Source organism: Microbacterium sp. NPDC055903, assembly GCF_053615555.1.
Genome location: NZ_JBSHCA010000002.1, coordinates 608,543 through 624,389, shown reverse-complemented (window position 1 = coordinate 624,389; position 15,847 = coordinate 608,543). Strand labels below are relative to the sequence as shown.

The window sequence follows — 15,847 nt, the reverse complement described above, 5'->3', positions numbered from 1 at the left end:
GTCAGCTCCTCTCGTCGGGAAGCGGTGGGCGGGGAGGGACGATGAGGACATCGGTGCGATCGGGGACGTCCACGACACCGCGGGGGAGGTGGAGCGTGAACACCGCTCCACCGCCTTCGGCATCTGCGACGGAGGCGATCCCATGGTGGGCCTTGGCGATCACCTGGACGATGTTGAGTCCGAGCCCGCTGCCGACGCTGGTCTCCGCCCCTGGGCCGCGGTGGAAGCGATCGAAGACGCGCTCCTTCATCTCGTCGGGGACGCCGGGCCCGAAGTCCCGCACCCAGAGGTGGACGTGCGACGCATCGGCGCGTCCGCCGATCTCGAATCTTCCACCGCCGTGGGTGGTCGCGTTCTGCGCGAGCTGCAGCATCGCCTGGGTGATCCGGGAGGAATCCAACAGGGCGACCGTCGGCGCAGCGGCGACGACGGTGACCTCCGCGCCGACGATGCCCTGCGCCTTCCTGGCGATCTGCGCGACGAGATCCTCGAGATCGACCGGTGCGGGGCGCACCGGGCTCGGGCCGTGGAGGGCGGCAGCATTGGCGAGGTCCTGCACGAGCCGGCCCATCCTGTCGAGCTCATCCAGGACGAGAGCGCTCGTCGACCGGGTGTCGTCGGCATCGTCCGGGTCCATGACCTCGATGTGCCCGCGAACGATCGTGATCGGGGTCTTCAGCTCGTGCCCGACATCGCTGAGCAGCCTGCGCTGAGACTCCACGGCGTCATCGAGCCGGTCGAGCATGTCGTTCATCGTGGATGCGAGCTCGGCGACGTCGTCGTTGCCGACGATCGGGATCCTCTCATCCAAGGACTGCGCGGAGACGCGAAGCGCCGTCTCCCTCATGTGACGCAATGGCCGCAACAGCCGGCTCGCGACGATGATGCCGGTCGCCGCGACGACGAGCAGCACGAGCACGGACGCCAGCGCGAACACGCGCGCGGCGCCGTCGAACTCACTGAGTTCGGCATCGAGGTCGTACACGAGGACGAACACGGCATCCGTCGGAGCCGAGGACTGCGCCACCTCGATGGGAGCGGCCAGATAGCGCCACGCGACGCCCTGCTCGGCCCAGGTTCCGATGATCGGCTCGCCGGCGCTCATCTGGGCGTGGACGTGGTCGGCGAAATCCACCGCCTGACTGAGATCGAGGTCCAGATGGACCCCCGGCACCATGCTGATCCGGCCGTCCAGCATGCCCATCGCACCGGTGTTGTCATCGGGGCTCATCCGCTCGACGACGGCGCGCAGGGCATCCGTCGAGGATGCCCACGGCTGGCGCTGAGCGCTTCCGGCGACGGTCGCGTCCCCCTCGGCCACGATGAATCGGGCCGAGTCGAGGTTCGCGTGCAAGCGGGCGTCGACCTGCTCGAGATTCGCCTGACGTTCGACGAGAAACACCGCAGCGCCCACCGCGAGCAGCCCGAGCGCGGTCACCGCCGTGATCGCCGCGACGATCCGCGTGCGTACCGAGACGGCCCATCGCGCGCGGCGCGGCGGCTCAGGAGCGTTCTCGGTCATGTGTCAAGTATCGCGAGAGCGCCGCCCCGGCGAAGCGAATCTAAGAGAGATCTCACCCCGCGTCGGCGCGGAACATGATCGAATCGAGGGATGCGCAGCATCCACGCCGAGGCCGCCGACGCGTCCCAGCACGTCGTCGACGGGGAACTCGCGCTGCTTCGGGACGCCCTCGACATCGACGGGGCGCGGGCGATCGGCTCAGAGCCGCTCGGAGACGGCGCCGTCGCCGGATTCGCCGTCGGCGCCGAGCAGCCCGCACAGATCTACTACGTCGACACCTCCGGTCTCGCTGTCACGACGGAGACGGGCCTCGTGCTCGCCGACGACGAGGGGAGCGTGACGGCACGCATCTGGCTGCATCCCGCCGATCCGCATCTCCCGACGCTCGCCACGATCGCCTTCCCCCATGCGCTGGAGCTCGTGCTCGAGCGCCTGGGTATCGCACCGACCGGCGACGCCGAGCTCATCGGGTATCGGCCGGGGCGTCGCGCCGTGCTCAGGGTCACGACCGACACGGGAACCGTGTGGCTGAAGGCCGTCCGCCCCTCCCGCATCGACAGAGTCGTCCGTGCCCATCAGGCATGCGCCGACGCGGGTCTTCCGATTCCGCTGCTTCGCGGCTGGTCAGCGGAGGGTCTGATCGTCCTCGACCCGGCCGAGGGCGAGCCGGCCGCGGACGTCGCCTGGGAGCCGTCGCGGCTGCTCCAGGAGACAGACCGGTTGCGCGAGAGCATCCGCGCCTTGCCGTGGTCCGAGCCGTCGCGCCCGCTCACCGATCGCCTCGACTGGTACCGGCGACGCATCGGGGAAGCCCCTGCTGCGCGCGCACTGCTCGAGCGCGTGGCGATGGGAGCCGCCGCGGCCGAAGGCGCGGAACGAGAAGTCGTGCACGGCGACCTGCACTTCGGTCAGCTGTTCCTCTCGGAGGATCGCGTATCGGGATTCATCGACGTGGACACTCTCGGCGTCGGCACAGCCGCGGAGGATTCCGCAGCGTTCATCGCGCACGCGATCGCGAGCGCACGACGGACCGCACCCGAGAACGCGCCACGCGTCTGGCGCCTCGCCGACATGGCGATCGACCGATGGGGCGGGCACTCCGGTCTGCGGCCGTTCATCGGCATCCACCTCATCGGCCACGCGCTCAGCGCTCGTCTCGATTCGGATCCTGAAGGCGAAGCCGACTTCCTCTCGATCGCCGCGCGAATCCTCGATGGCGGCGACGCCGAGGCCGGCCCCGGCTAAGAACGCTCTCACGATGCTTTTCGGGAGCGCTTAGAGCGCGGCGGGAAGCTTGAAACATCAGATCGGCGGTACGTCGATCAGAACGGAAGATCTGGAGATCGACATGAACACGAAGAAATGGATCGTATACGGGGTGACCGGTCTGGTCGGTCTCGGAGTCATCGCCGGCGGAGCGGCCGCGACGGCGAGCACGATGGACCTGAACACCACGGAAGGCACCGTCGTCCCCGGTGGAGCGGTGACCAACCGCGGTGCCGTGCTCGACACCGCGACGGTGCGCCTGCAGCAGACGAACTCGTCGGTGACCGTCGTCACGGCGCCGTCCGCGGCCACGGTCGTCACGGCCCCGACGCCGGCATCCGCGCCGTCACCGGTCACCGCACCGTCCCCCGTGACCCCGCCGAGCCCCGTGACGCCGCCGAGCCCCGCGACACCCGCGTCCCCCGCCTCCGTGGCGTCCGCGCCCTCGTCCTGACCTCCGCACGACGATGCCTCCCGTTGCCTCGCAGCGGGAGGCATCGTCGTGTCCGGCGAGGCGTCTCGTCTGCGTCGACGAGGAGGGCCACGATGGATCACATGGAATTCGGGGCAGCGGTCGACGCGTTCACGACGCATCTGTCGACGGTGCGCCGGCTCTCCGCATCGACGGTGCGCGGCTATCGTGCCGACCTCGCCGATCTCGCTGCGGCATCCGGGGCGGCGTCCCTGTCAGACATCGACCTGGATGCGCTTCGGGATTGGCTCTGGGCGGCCACCCAGCGGGGTGAGGCACGAAGCACGCTGGCACGGCGGGCCGCGGCCGCGCGCTCCTTCTTCTCCTGGGCGAAGGACGCTGAGCTCATCGCGGCGGATCCGAGTCTGCGTCTCGTCGCTCCCAAGCGCGGCAAGACCCTGCCGAGGATCGCTTCGCAGGAATCGATGGCGCGACTGCTCGATGGCCTCCGGGCTGCTGCCCAGCAGGGCGATCCCGTCGCGCTGCGCGATCACGCCCTCCTCGAACTGCTGTACGGATCGGGGATCCGCGTCTCCGAGCTCTGCGGTCTCGATATCGACGATCTCGATCTGGACCGTGCGACCGCGCGCGTCCTGGGAAAGGGTGCGAAGGAACGCGTCGTGCCCTTCGGGGCGCCGGCGCGCGACGCGATGGCTGCGTATCTCTCCCGGGGGCGAGGCGTCCTGCGCGCGCGCTCCGAGAGCGGGGGAGCCGCGGTCTTCCTCGGGATCCGTGGCGGACGCATCGGACCGCGGACGGTCTATGCGCTGGTGTCGGATGCCGTCGGTCCGATCGTGGGCGCCGAGAACATCGGGCCTCATGCGCTTCGCCACTCCGCGGCCACGCATCTGCTCGACGGCGGCGCCGACCTCCGCGCCGTGCAGGAAATCCTCGGTCACGCGAGCCTCGGCACCACGCAGATCTACACGCATGTCTCGGCCGAGCGCCTCACCGCGACGTACAAGCTCGCCCATCCGCGAGCCTGACCCGCTCACCCGCAGCACGGCAGCAGGACCGCTCGCGCAGGCCTGCCGAACAGCAGCAGCGGATCGACGTAAATGCCATCGCGTCGCACGCCGATGTGGAGCGAGCCGACCGCCGCATGTCCGCCCGAGGACAGGATGCCGATGACGTCACCGGCCTCGACAACGTCACCGGGGGAGAGCTCGCTCGTCAACGGCTCGAACGTCGAGACGAGACCGCCGCCGTGATCGATCGTGAGGAGCGGCCTGTCGACCACGGTGCCGCGGAAGGCCACGACGCCCGGGGCGGGGGAGCGCACGACGCCGGTCTGCCCAACGGCGATGTCGATGCCGCGATGGCCGGGACCGTAGTGGTGCGACGGTGCACGGAACGGCTCGATCACGGTGCACCGGCCGCCGACGGGCCACAGCCACGTTCCGGCCGCCTCGCCGTGCGCAGCGTCCTCGTCCGTTGCAGCATGCGCCGAGACCTGGCCTGCGAGCAGCAGGATGGCGAGGGCGAGTCCTGCGAGAATGCGGTGCACAAGCGGGGCGGTATGGAACATGACACCCATCGTGCGCGCATCGGCCGATGCGGGACGCCGACGAGACGGATAGCGGTCAGGCGCGCACGTGTGCAGGACGAGTCACGCGCGCGTGATCCTGTACACTGGACGGGCACCTCGGTTTCGGGGTGACTACGCATGCCCAGAGCGACTCGCGTCGCGGCATCCGCACCCACAGGTCCCCTCATCAGAGCGGCGGGTGCGTGCCGGGCATCAGGATCGCCGATCATCGGATCGGCGGGATCAACCTCAACGGCGCCCCGCGCCAGAACAAGGAGACGACCATGGCTGTGGTCACCATCCGCCAGCTGCTCGACAGCGGCGTTCACTTCGGACACCAGACCCGCCGGTGGAACCCGAAGGTCAAGCGCTTCATCCTCACGGAGCGCAGCGGCATCCACATCATCGACCTGCAGCAGTCCCTGTCGTACATCGATAAGGCCTACGACTTCGTCAAGGAGACGGTCGCCCACGGCGGCACCATCCTCTTCGTCGGCACCAAGAAGCAGGCGCAGGAAGTGCTCGCAGAGCAGGCCACCCGTGTCGGCCAGCCCTTCGTGAACCAGCGCTGGCTCGGCGGTCTGCTCACCAACTTCTCTACCATCGCGAAGCGCCTCGCCCGCATGAAGGAGCTCGAGGAGCTCGACTACGAGAACCCGTCCGCCTCCGGCTTCACCAAGAAGGAGCTCCTTCTCAAGAAGCGCGAGCTCGACAAGCTGCACAAGTCGCTCGGCGGTATCCGCAACCTCACGAAGACGCCGTCGGCGCTGTGGGTCGTCGACGCCAAGCGCGAGCACCTCGCCATCGACGAGGCCAAGAAGCTCGGCATCCCCGTGATCGGCATCCTCGACACCAACGCGGACCCGGACGACTTCCAGTACCCGATCCCCGGCAACGACGACGCGATCCGCTCCGTCTCGCTGCTCACGCGCATCATCGCCGACGCAGCGGCCGAGGGCCTGCAGCAGAAGCACAACCCGGAGTCCGGCGAGGTCGAGCCCCTGGCCGAGTGGGAGCGCGAGCTCCTCGAGACCCCGGCCGAGGAGGCGCCCGCCGCTGAGGTGCCCGAGGCTCCCGCTGCCGACGCCGCCGAGGCTCCCGCTGCCGACGCCGCCGAGGCTCCTGCTGCTGAAGCGACCGAGGCTCCGGCCGAGGGCGCCGAGGCTGCTGACGCCAAGTAAATCCCGCGAACACACACATCACGAAGCAAGGAGCCACCACACATGGCCAACTTCACCATCGCCGACATCAAGGCGCTGCGTGAGCAGCTCGGCACGGGAATGGTCGACACGAAGAAGGCGCTCGAAGAGGCCGACGGCAACGTCGAGAAGGCCGTCGAGATCCTTCGCCTGAAGGGTGCGAAGGGCAACGCGAAGCGCGCTGACCGTTCCACCAGCGAGGGCCTCGTCGCCGCACGCGAGCAGGACGGCGCCGTGACGCTCGTCGAGCTGGCCTGCGAGACGGACTTCGTCGCGAAGAACGCCCGTTTCATCGCGCTGGCCGACAAGGTCGCAGATGCCGCAGCAGCCGTGAAGGCCGACTCGGTCGAGGCGGCCCTCGCCGCTGACGCCGACGGCCAGAGCGTCGAGCAGCTCATCGCCGACGAGGCCGCCATCATCGGCGAGAAGGTCGAGCTGCGCCGGGTGCGCACGCTGTCCGGAGACCACTTCGAGGTCTACCTGCACCGCACGAGCAAGGACCTGCCGCCGCAGATCGGCGTCGTGGTCGCCTACTCGGGTGACGACGCAGAGACCGCGCGTAGCATCGCCCAGCACATCTCGTTCGCCAACCCGTCGTACCTCTCGCGTGAGGACGTCCCGGCTGCCGATGTCGAGAAGGAGCGCGAGATCGTCACCGAGATCTCCCGCAACGAGGGCAAGCCGGAGGCCGCTCTCCCGAAGATCGTCGAGGGCCGCGTCACCGCGTTCATCAAGCAGGTCGCCCTGCTCGAGCAGGACTACGCCAAGGACAACAAGCTGTCCGTGGCCAAGGTCGCGCAGGACGCCGGCATCACGCTGACGGACTTCGCGCGCTTCAAGGTCGGCGCGTAATACCGTCGAAGGGGTTCGGATCCGCAGGGTCCGAACCCCTTCTTCATGCCCGGAAGGCACTATCTTGAATTCGGACGAGAGGAACCACCCCATGACGGAACGAACTGGACGCCGCCGCGTCCTCCTGAAGCTCTCCGGCGAGGCCTTCGGTGCCGGGCAGCTGGGCGTGAACCCCGACGTCGTCAGCCAGATCGCCCGTGAGATCGCTGCGGCCGTCGAACAGGTCGAGATCGCCGTCGTCGTCGGAGGCGGCAACTTCTTCCGCGGCGCGGAACTCAGCCAGCGCGGCATGGACCGCGGACGAGCCGACTACATGGGCATGCTCGGCACCGTCATGAATGCTCTCGCTCTGCAGGACTTCCTGGAGCAGGCGGGCGCGGCGACCCGCGTGCAGTCGGCGATCGCCATGACTCAGGTCGCGGAGCCCTACATCCCGCGCCGTGCGGAGCGCCACATGGAGAAGGGCCGCGTCGTCATCTTCGGCGCCGGTGCGGGCCTGCCCTACTTCTCTACCGACACCGTCGCTGCACAGCGCGCCCTCGAGATCGGCGCCCAGGAGGTTCTTGTCGCGAAGAACGGCGTCGACGCCATCTACACGGCCGACCCGAACAAGGACGCCAGCGCGACCCGCATCGACCGGGTCACCTACCGCGACGCCCTCCAGCGCGGGCTCAAGGTCGTGGACTCCACGGCATTCAGCCTCTGCATGGACAACAACATGGACATGCGGGTGTTCGGCATGGAGCCCGCCGGTAACATCACGCGGGCCCTGCTCGGCGAGACCATCGGCACCCTCGTCACGGCTTGAGCTGAGCCTCCGTTCCGGGCGGCACGTCCCGGATAGACTTGCAAGAACACCCCAGATGATTGGAGTCGCCGTGATCGCGGACGTCCTCGCAGATACCAGCACCCGGATGACCAGGGCGGTCGAAGCCGCGAAGGAGGACTTCGCCACGGTGCGCACCGGACGCGCGAACCCGCAGCTCTTCCAGAAGGTCCTCGTCGACTACTACGGATCGCCGACCCCGCTGGCGCAGCTCGCCTCGCTGGCCAACCCCGAAGCGCGCTCCCTCCTCATCACGCCGTACGACAAGTCGGCTCTGAAGGCGATCGAGCAGGCGATCCGCGATATGCCGAACCTCGGAGCCAACCCCACCAACGACGGCAACCTCATCCGCGTGACGATGCCGGAGCTGACGGAGGAGCGCCGCAAGGAGTACGTGAAGCTCGTGCGCTCGAAGGGCGAGGACGCGAAGGTCCACGTCCGCGGCATCCGTCGCAAGTCCAAGGACGAGCTCGACGCCCTCAAGTCCGAGGTCGGCGAGGACGAGATCGCCCGTGGTGAGAAGGAACTGGATGCTCTGACGCGGCAGCACGTCGATCTGATCGACGAGGCGCTGAAGCGCAAAGAGGCTGAACTGCTCGAGGTGTGAGCGCGGATGACTGACGACCCGGGGCGCGCAGGCGACGATCCGGCGTTCCCTCCGAGAAGGGACGCCGTCTCGCCCGCGCCTCTCGACGACTCCGCCTTTCCCCAGTTCGACGCCGAGCAGGTGCCTCCCCGTCCGCCCCTGCCCGCTGACGAGATGACGACGGGTGAGCACAACGCCATCCGCGATCAGTGGCGGCACGCGAGGGACGAGCTGGACAATCGGGTCTCCCAGGCGCGCGACCAGTTCGACAGCAAGGTCTCGCACGCGCGAGACCAGCTCGATCAGGCCAATGAGCGCATCAAGCAGCGCACGGGGCGCGACCTCGTCGTGGCGATCCTCATCGGCGTGGCCTTCGGGGCGGTGCTGCTCGGATCCCTGCTGTTCATCAAGTGGCTGTTCGTCCCGATCGCGGTGGCTGCCGCGCTTCTCGGGGTGTACGAGCTCTCACTCGCCCTTCGAGGTGCCGGACGCAGGATCGACATCGCCCCTCAGCTCGTCGCCGGAGGGCTGCTGGTGCTCAGCGGATACTTCGCGGAGCCCTGGGTGTGCTGGGTCGTGCTCATCGTCGCCGTGGCGCTCGTCATCGTCTGGCGGCTGACGGCGCAGATGATCGCCAAGGACGGCCGTACCTACGGCGATGTACTCGGCGACGCCCTGGTGAGCGGGTTCGTCCAGGTCTACGTCCCGTTCCTCGCGAGCGTGGCCCTCATCCTCCTCGCGCAGGAGGGCGGTCAGTGGTGGGTCCTCGGCTTCATCGCCATCGCCGTCGCGGCCGATACCGGCGCCTACGCGAGCGGTCTGGCCTTCGGGAAGCATCCGATGGCGCCGCGGATCAGTCCGAAGAAGACCTGGGAGGGCTTCGCCGGCGGTGCGCTCACCGCGATCGGTGCGGGCGTGCTCCTGGCGATCTACCTGCTCGAGATGCCGTGGTGGTCCGGGGCGATCCTTGGCGCCGCCGTGCTCGTGTCCGCCACCCTCGGCGACCTGGCGGAGTCCATGCTGAAGCGGGACATCGGGATCAAGGACATGAGTTCCTGGCTGCCCGGCCACGGCGGGCTCCTCGACCGTCTCGACAGCATCCTGCCGTCGACGATCCCCGCACTCCTGCTCTACTTCCTCCTCTCCCCATGGGCGGTGCTCTGATGACCTCCGATACCGTTGTCGATGTGACCGAGAACCGCAGCGATCCGCAACCGGCCGCTTTCTCCCTGACGTCGGGACGGAGCAGGGGATACCACCCTGCCGCCGTGGACGCCTTCCTCGCCGCGGCGAAGGAGACGTTCGAGCGCGATGATGACGCGCTCTCCGCCGCCGACGTCCGGGAGGCATCGTTCCCCCTCGTCAAGAAGGGCTACGAGATCGCCGAGGTCGATGCGGCGCTCGGCCGGATCGAGGATGCATTCGCCGCACGCGCCCGCCAGCGTGCCGTCCGCGCCGACGGGCCGCAGGCGTGGGTCGAGCAGGCGAGGAACGAGGCGCAGCTTGTGCTCGATCACCTCGCGCGCCCTCGTCGTCAGCGGTTCGCACGCACGGGCCTGCTCACCTTCGGGTACCGGATCGACGAGGTCGATCACGTCGCACGACGCATCGTCCGCTATCTCAGGGACGGCGAGGAGCTGTCGGTCGAGCAGCTCCGCTCCACCGCGTTCCGCATGCAGCGGCGGGGATATCGCGAGGAGCAGGTGGATGCGCTCCTCGACGCGACCATCGAGGTCATGCTCGCGGTCCGCTGAGTGTTCTCATGGCGTGCTCAGCATCGACTGGCTAAACTGACGATATTGTGACTTCATCCCACGAGCATGACGTGATCGAGGTCGGCGGATCCTCGAAGCCCGTCGCCGTGCGATCCGCCGCCGGAACGGCCGCCGCTCCGCGTGCGCGCTGGTCTCGTCGTCGCGGTGTCGTCGGCGTCTTCGCCTCGGTCGCAGTGGTCGGGTTCGCTGCGGCGATCGTCGCTCCCACCGGCATCGCGCTGGCGGATCCGGCAGAGCCCGCTCAGGCTCAGACGGTGTTCTCCTTGGCAGCCGAGGATTCTCAGGATCTGACGGTGACGGTCGAGGGTTCCTCTTTCGCTCCCGTCGAACGCGGTGCCTTCGAGGTCTACGTCACACCGACGCCCACTCCTGAGCCCGAGCCGGAGGTCGCGTCCTCGTCGTCCGGATCCGGCAGCAGGCCGAAGTACACCGGAGGCGGCTCGCCCGCCGAGTGGATGGCGGCGGCCGGCATCGCGGAGAGCGACTGGGGCTACGTCGACTACATCGTCTCGCGGGAGAGCGGCTGGAACCCGAACGCGACGAACAAGTCGTCCGGTGCCTGCGGTCTCGTGCAGGCGCTCCCGTGCAGCAAGGTCCCCGGAAACGGATACAACCCTGTCGACAACCTGCGTTGGGGTAACGGCTACGCCACAGGCCGCTACGGCAGCTGGGCGGACGCGTACAACTTCTGGCGCAGCAACCACTGGTGGTGAGAGCGGCCCGCCATGCCACGTTCGCGTAGGCGGCGACCGGAGCGCTCCGGAGCCGACGAATCCTTCGACCGACTCCTCGCGGGCTGGAAACGTACCGAGACCCGCGGAGGTCGCGACTGGGTGGTGCAACCCGTGTCCGGCGTGCAGGCGGTGAAGGAGTACACCTGCCCCGGTTGCGGACGGACCATCCCGCCTGGCACGGCCCATCTGGTCGCGTGGCGAGGCGACGGAGTGCTCGGGGACAGCGCGGATCTCGCCGCGCGGCGCCATTGGCACACGCACTGCTGGAAGATCACGTGAGCATCGAGATCCGCGGCCCGCTGGAGCTGCCCGCGCGGCGCAGCGACATCGAGCTGCGCACTGCCGACGGGCTCCGGCTCGTCGGACAGCTGGCGCTCCCTCCGGACGGCGATCCCGTCGCCACTCTCGTGACGCTGCATCCACTGCCGACGGCCGGCGGGTTCATGGACTCGCACATCATCCGCAAGGCCGCTGCGCGCCTTCCGGCTCTCGCGGACCTCGCCGTGCTCCGCTTCAATACGCGGGGCACGTCCTCGCCGCGGGGGACGAGCGAGGGAGCCTTCGACGGCGGCCACGCGGAGCGCCTCGATCTCGCCGCCGCGATGGCATTCGTCGAGGCGAACGGTTTGCCGTCGCCCTGGCTGGTGGGCTGGTCGTTCGGCACCGAGCTCGCGCTCAAGTACGGCCGGGATCACGACATCGTCGGGGCCGTCCTCCTCTCGCCGCCGCTGCACAGAGCGACGCCCGCGGACGTCGCCTCCTGGGCAGACGATCCCCGCAGGCTCATCGCGCTGATCCCCGAGTTCGACGACTATCTGCGCCCCGATGAGGCGAGCGAGCGCTTCGCCGCCGTCCCGGAGGCTGTGCTCATCCCGGTCGAGGGCGGCAAGCACCTCTGGGTCGGCGAGGGCCAGACCCGTCGGGTGCTCACGGAGATCGTCGCAGCGGCGAATCCCGCGGCGCTTCCGCTTCCGACGACCTGGGGCTGAATCGGCTCCGCCTCAGCGCTCGTTCATCCGAGGGATGAGCACCTGCCGATAGATGATCAGGATGCTCGCTGCGACGGGGATCGCGATGAGGGCGCCGAGCAGCCCGAGGAGGGACCCGCCCGCGAGGGCTGCGACGACGACGACGGCGCCTGGTACCGCGACGGCGCGACTCATGATGCGCGGGGAGAGCACGTAGGCCTCGACCTGCATGTAGATGAGGTAGTACACGCCGGCGGCGATCGCCGTCGCCGGGGAGCCGAGTCCGGGGATGAGGCAGGTGAGGACGATGATCGTCGATCCGGTCAAGGTGCCGACGAGGGGGATCAGTGAGAAGAAGAAGGCCACCACGGCCAGGACGGCGGGGAACGGCGCCTGGATGATGCTGAGGAAGATCGCGCTGAGCACGCCGTTGATCACGCCCTGAGTGACCTGCCCCATGACGTAGTAGCCGACCGAGTCCGTGATCTGGTCGGCGAGATCGATGAAGCGCGGGCGCTTCGACGCGGGAACCAGCTGATAGACCGAGCGCTTCAGGGACGGTGTGGAAGCGGTCAGGTAGATCGTCAGGATCAGCACGATGAACGCGCCGAAGAGGCCGTTGGCGACGGCGAAACTGGCGTTGATGACGCCGTTGGTGATGCTCCCGACGTTCGCGAGCAGCCAGTTCTGCGCCTCGGCGAGGACGCGCTCGACGTCGAGCGCGGGGAAGAGGTCGCCCAGCCAGGTGTTCAGGTCGCCCCAGATGTCGTTGCTGCGCTGCATGAGCGCGGTGATCTGCTCGACGAGCTGCGAGACCTGGGAGATGATGATCGGCAGCACGATGAGCACGATCCCCGTGAAGACGCCGAGTACGGCCACGATCGTGATGAGCACGGCGAGCCAGCGGGGGAGTCTGCGTCGCTCCAGCCAGGAGATGAGCGGATCGAGGCCGAGGCTGATGAACAGCGCGGTCCCGACGTACAGCAGCACCGTCGACAGCGTCTGCACGCTGTTGATGAGCAGAATGCCCAGCCCGACCCCGAGCGTCGCGACGAGCGCGGTACGGAACGGATTGTGGACCTTCATGGCGTGCTCCCTGATCGTCGACGGGTGCTGCAAGCGTACTGGGAGCCCTGTCGACGAGCGTGCCGACGGGGCCGTCCTGGGCAACACTCAGGTCGGTTCGATAGTCTGAAATGTCGAGCGATGGCCCGAGAACCGGATCGGGTCGCGTAAGGAGTCTTTTCGTGCGATTCGTCTGGGCCGTCGTGGCCTTCGTCCTGGCCACGCTCCTCATCGGTGCTGGCATCGCTCAGCGAACCCTCTTCGTCGGGCCGTCCTCCCAGGAGATGTCTCTGGAGACCACCGAGCCGGCGGCGTTCACGCTGATCGACAGCGAGGTGCTGCGCACGCAGGCGGGTCAGCAGACGCTGATCATCCGCGGCGAGGGCGAGCTGTTCGCGGCGTACGGCCGCACCACCGATCTGGAAGCCTGGCTCTCGGACACCGAGTACAACGCGATCACCCTCGGAGACGAGGGCGAGCCCGTATCCGCCCTCGTCACGGCGGAGGTCGAGGAGGAGTCCGAGGGCGGCGAGACGGCGGCGCCGAGCGACGACGAGGAAGCGGCCGTCGGCAGGAACCCCGCAGGCTCCGACCTCTGGCTGGCGTCCTTCGCCGAGCAGGACCAGATCATCACAGACACGCAGCTGCCCGAGGGGATGAGCTTCCTCGTCGCCAGGGACGGGACGCAGGACGCGCCGGACGACATCGTCGTCTCCTGGCCGCTGGACAACTCGACGCCGCTCGCCGGCCCGCTCGTCGCCGGCGGTGGTCTCGTGCTGCTCATCGGCATCGTGCTCTACATCCTCGCCATCCGGCATCAGCGTCGGGGACGCGGGCCGCGGCGCAAGGGCCCCGGCCCGTTGCCGGTCACGGAGCCGATCGATCTCTCCGTGGAGAGCCCTGCGGATCGGGCAGCCATCGAGGGGCCTGCCGAGGACGCATCGCGACCTGCCGAGGACGCTCGGCCGGACGACGCGTCCACACCGGCGCCGTCGAGCGACGAGCGCACGGGCAGGGCGGAGCGACGCTCCTCCACGCCGCGTCGCCGCCTGGCGATTCCGGCGCTCGCGCTGACAGCCATCATGATGACGGGATGCTCCGCGGACTCCTGGCCGCAGTTCGGTGCGGAGTCCGCCACGCCGACCCCCACACCGACGGTCATCGCGCCGGAGAATCAGAAGCCGCCGGCCGTCACGGAGGTGCAGGCAGCGCGCATCCTGCAGTCCATCTCGGAGACGCTGGCGACGGCGGATGCCGACCTGGACATCGATCTCGCCGCGACGCGCCTCGACGGCGTCGCGCTGGACGCGAGGCGCACGGATTACACGCTGCGGGAGAAGCTCAGCGACCGGGCGCTGCCCGCCGCCATCCCCGTCGACGACATCGAGATCCTGCTTCCGCAGGCGAACGACGGCTGGCCGCGCACGGTTCTCGCGCTGACCCAGAGCGCAGGGGATGACTCCGTGGCCCCCGTCATCCTCACCATGACCCAGCTCGACCCCTGGTCGAACTACAAGATCACCGACATCGCCGAGATGCACGCATCCGTCGAACTGCCGGAGGTCGCACCGGCGTGGCTCGGAACGACACTCGTTCCGCCGGACTCGACGTTCCTCACCGTGTCGCCCGGCGAGATCGGCGCGGCCTTCTCCGACGTCGTCGACGCGGGGGAGAAGAGCTCCTGGTACGACGCCTTCGACGAAGCCGCCATCGAGGTCGCCACAGCGATCCAGGCCAGCCGTCAGACGGTGGTCAAGAGCCTCGCGGATGCCGGAGCGGCAGAGACCTCCAAGACCGCGTTCGGCATCGAGCCCACGGACCTCGACCCGGTCTCCCTGGCCACGCTGGACAGCGGAGCGATCGTCGCCGTCTCCTTCGTCGAGACCCAGACGATCACCCCCACCAGCGGCGATGCCGCGATCCGCTTCGGCGACAACCCGGAGATCAAGGCGCTGACCGGGGTCGAGGAGTCCGCCAAGGGAGTGACCACGACCTACAGCCTGCAGGCGTTCTTCGCCGTTCCGACGCAGGGATCCGGGGAGCAGATCCGACTGCTCGCCGTGCATCAGGACATCCTCGGAGCGAAGGTGATCAAGTGAGCGACATCTCAGCATCGGCCCTGCGCGGCGCCGTCGACCTCTCATCGCTGCGGAACCGCCCGACGCCGCCCCAGGGGCAGTCCGCCCCCGCGACGCCGTCTACGACCGGTCTGGTGCGCGACATCACGGATGACACCTTCGGCGAGATCCTCGAGCTGTCTCGGACCGTTCCCGTGGTCGTCGACCTCTGGGCGGAATGGTGCGGGCCGTGCAAGCAGCTCAGCCCGATCCTCGAGAAGGTGACCGAGGAACTCGCGGGTCGGGTGCTCCTGGCCAAGGTCGACGTCGACGCCAACCCGCAGCTGTCGCAGAGCTTCAGGGCCCAGTCGATCCCTATGGTCGTGGCGCTCGTCGCCGGCCAGCCGGTGCCGATGTTCACCGGCGCCGTGCCGGAGGAGCAGGTCCGCCAGGTGTTCGCGCAGCTCCTTCAGCTCGCGGCCCAGCACGGTGTGACGGGCACGCTCGCCGTCGAAGGCGCGGAGGCGGCGGACGCGGAAACCGTCGAAGCCCCGATGCCGCCGCTGCACGCGGAAGCCTTCTCGGCGATCGAGGACGGCGACTACCCGCGGGCGATCGCCGCCTACGAGAAGGCGATCGCCGAGAACCCCCGAGATGAGGACGCCCGTGCCGGTCTCGGCCAGGTGCGGCTGCTGGATCGGGTCCAGGGGCTGGACCTCCAGCAGGCCAGGGCCGCCGCCGCTGCCGCCCCGACGGATGTCCAGGCGCAGTTCGCGGTCGCGGACCTCGACATCGCCGGAGGGCATGTGGACGATGCCTTCGGGCGACTGCTCGACCTCTTCGCCGGGCTGCCGTCCGAGGAACGCGCACCCGTTCGGGAACGCCTCGTCGAGCTCTTCGGGCTCATCGGAGACGCCGATCCGCGCGTCGGCGCTGCGCGCACGAGACTGGCGTCGCTGCTGTTCTGAGCCGGCAGGGCATCGTGCCCCCGGCCATG

General features: G+C 68.8%; 17 protein-coding genes. 14 read left to right on the top strand and 3 right to left on the bottom strand.

Going from position 1 to position 15,847, the window contains the following annotated elements; all coding sequences use genetic code 11:
* Position 1 precedes the first annotated feature (1 nt).
* Positions 2 to 1,522, bottom strand: a complete 1,521-nt coding sequence (locus tag ACWGJP_RS12420) for a sensor histidine kinase (RefSeq protein WP_452330086.1) — start codon at positions 1,520 to 1,522, stop codon at positions 2 to 4.
* A 90-nt stretch (positions 1,523 to 1,612) separates the two neighbouring features.
* Here ACWGJP_RS12420 and ACWGJP_RS12415 point away from each other — a divergent pair, with 90 nt between their 5' ends.
* From ACWGJP_RS12415 to ACWGJP_RS12405, 3 genes are all read left to right on the top strand, one after another.
* Positions 1,613 to 2,767, top strand: a complete 1,155-nt coding sequence (locus ACWGJP_RS12415; protein WP_452330085.1) for a phosphotransferase — start codon at positions 1,613 to 1,615, stop codon at positions 2,765 to 2,767.
* A 103-nt stretch (positions 2,768 to 2,870) separates the two neighbouring features.
* Positions 2,871 to 3,242: a hypothetical protein gene (locus ACWGJP_RS12410; RefSeq protein WP_452330084.1), complete on the top strand. Its 372-nt coding sequence runs from the start codon at positions 2,871 to 2,873 to the stop codon at positions 3,240 to 3,242.
* Positions 3,243 to 3,343: 101 nt separating this feature from the next.
* Positions 3,344 to 4,246: a tyrosine-type recombinase/integrase gene (locus tag ACWGJP_RS12405; RefSeq protein ID WP_452330381.1), complete on the top strand. Its 903-nt coding sequence runs from the start codon at positions 3,344 to 3,346 to the stop codon at positions 4,244 to 4,246.
* Between the two features lie 5 nt (positions 4,247 to 4,251).
* On the opposite strand, the gene ACWGJP_RS12400 is transcribed toward ACWGJP_RS12405, so the two are convergent.
* Entirely contained in the window at positions 4,252 to 4,788 is a 537-nt protein-coding gene (locus ACWGJP_RS12400) for a murein hydrolase activator EnvC family protein (protein WP_452330083.1), read from the bottom strand.
* 284 nt (positions 4,789 to 5,072) lie between these two features.
* Here ACWGJP_RS12400 and rpsB point away from each other — a divergent pair, with 284 nt between their 5' ends.
* From rpsB to ACWGJP_RS12355, 9 genes are all read left to right on the top strand, one after another.
* A complete protein-coding gene (rpsB, locus tag ACWGJP_RS12395; protein WP_452330380.1) occupies positions 5,073 to 5,969 on the top strand; it encodes a 30S ribosomal protein S2 in 897 nt (298 codons plus the stop codon).
* Between the two features lie 42 nt (positions 5,970 to 6,011).
* The gene (gene tsf, locus ACWGJP_RS12390; RefSeq protein ID WP_452330082.1) at positions 6,012 to 6,839 is read left to right on the top strand and encodes a translation elongation factor Ts; all 828 of its coding nucleotides are present in this window, start codon (positions 6,012 to 6,014) and stop codon (positions 6,837 to 6,839) included.
* A 91-nt stretch (positions 6,840 to 6,930) separates the two neighbouring features.
* A complete protein-coding gene (pyrH, locus tag ACWGJP_RS12385) occupies positions 6,931 to 7,647 on the top strand; it encodes a UMP kinase (RefSeq protein WP_452330081.1) in 717 nt (238 codons plus the stop codon).
* A 70-nt stretch (positions 7,648 to 7,717) separates the two neighbouring features.
* Positions 7,718 to 8,272 (top strand): ribosome recycling factor, encoded by a 555-nt coding sequence (frr, locus tag ACWGJP_RS12380; RefSeq protein WP_452330379.1) that lies wholly within the window; start codon positions 7,718 to 7,720, stop codon positions 8,270 to 8,272.
* Positions 8,273 to 8,278: 6 nt separating this feature from the next.
* Positions 8,279 to 9,415 carry a phosphatidate cytidylyltransferase gene (locus ACWGJP_RS12375; RefSeq protein WP_452330080.1) on the top strand — a complete coding sequence of 379 codons (1,137 nt, stop codon included), beginning with the start codon at positions 8,279 to 8,281 and terminating at the stop codon, positions 9,413 to 9,415.
* A complete protein-coding gene (locus tag ACWGJP_RS12370; protein WP_452330079.1) occupies positions 9,415 to 10,005 on the top strand; it encodes a DivIVA domain-containing protein in 591 nt (196 codons plus the stop codon). The genes ACWGJP_RS12375 and ACWGJP_RS12370 overlap by 1 nt, the downstream gene beginning before the upstream one ends.
* 47 nt (positions 10,006 to 10,052) lie before the next feature.
* On the top strand, positions 10,053 to 10,739 hold the full coding sequence (locus ACWGJP_RS12365) for an aggregation-promoting factor C-terminal-like domain-containing protein (protein ID WP_452330078.1): 687 nt from the start codon (positions 10,053 to 10,055) through the stop codon (positions 10,737 to 10,739).
* Between the two features lie 12 nt (positions 10,740 to 10,751).
* Positions 10,752 to 11,039 carry a hypothetical protein gene (locus ACWGJP_RS12360; protein ID WP_452330077.1) on the top strand — a complete coding sequence of 96 codons (288 nt, stop codon included), beginning with the start codon at positions 10,752 to 10,754 and terminating at the stop codon, positions 11,037 to 11,039.
* A gap of 2 nt (positions 11,040 to 11,041) precedes the next feature.
* Positions 11,042 to 11,749, top strand: coding sequence for an alpha/beta hydrolase (locus ACWGJP_RS12355; protein ID WP_452330378.1), 708 nt, complete (start codon positions 11,042 to 11,044; stop codon positions 11,747 to 11,749).
* A gap of 12 nt (positions 11,750 to 11,761) precedes the next feature.
* On the opposite strand, the gene ACWGJP_RS12350 is transcribed toward ACWGJP_RS12355, so the two are convergent.
* Positions 11,762 to 12,814 carry an AI-2E family transporter gene (locus ACWGJP_RS12350; RefSeq protein ID WP_452330076.1) on the bottom strand — a complete coding sequence of 351 codons (1,053 nt, stop codon included), beginning with the start codon at positions 12,812 to 12,814 and terminating at the stop codon, positions 11,762 to 11,764.
* 161 nt (positions 12,815 to 12,975) lie between these two features.
* Here ACWGJP_RS12350 and ACWGJP_RS12345 point away from each other — a divergent pair, with 161 nt between their 5' ends.
* Both ACWGJP_RS12345 and ACWGJP_RS12340 read left to right on the top strand, forming a co-directional pair.
* Positions 12,976 to 14,892 (top strand): glycosyl transferase, encoded by a 1,917-nt coding sequence (locus ACWGJP_RS12345; RefSeq protein ID WP_452330075.1) that lies wholly within the window; start codon positions 12,976 to 12,978, stop codon positions 14,890 to 14,892.
* A complete protein-coding gene (locus ACWGJP_RS12340) occupies positions 14,889 to 15,818 on the top strand; it encodes a tetratricopeptide repeat protein (RefSeq protein ID WP_452330074.1) in 930 nt (309 codons plus the stop codon). The genes ACWGJP_RS12345 and ACWGJP_RS12340 overlap by 4 nt, the downstream gene beginning before the upstream one ends.
* Positions 15,819 to 15,847 lie beyond the last annotated feature (29 nt).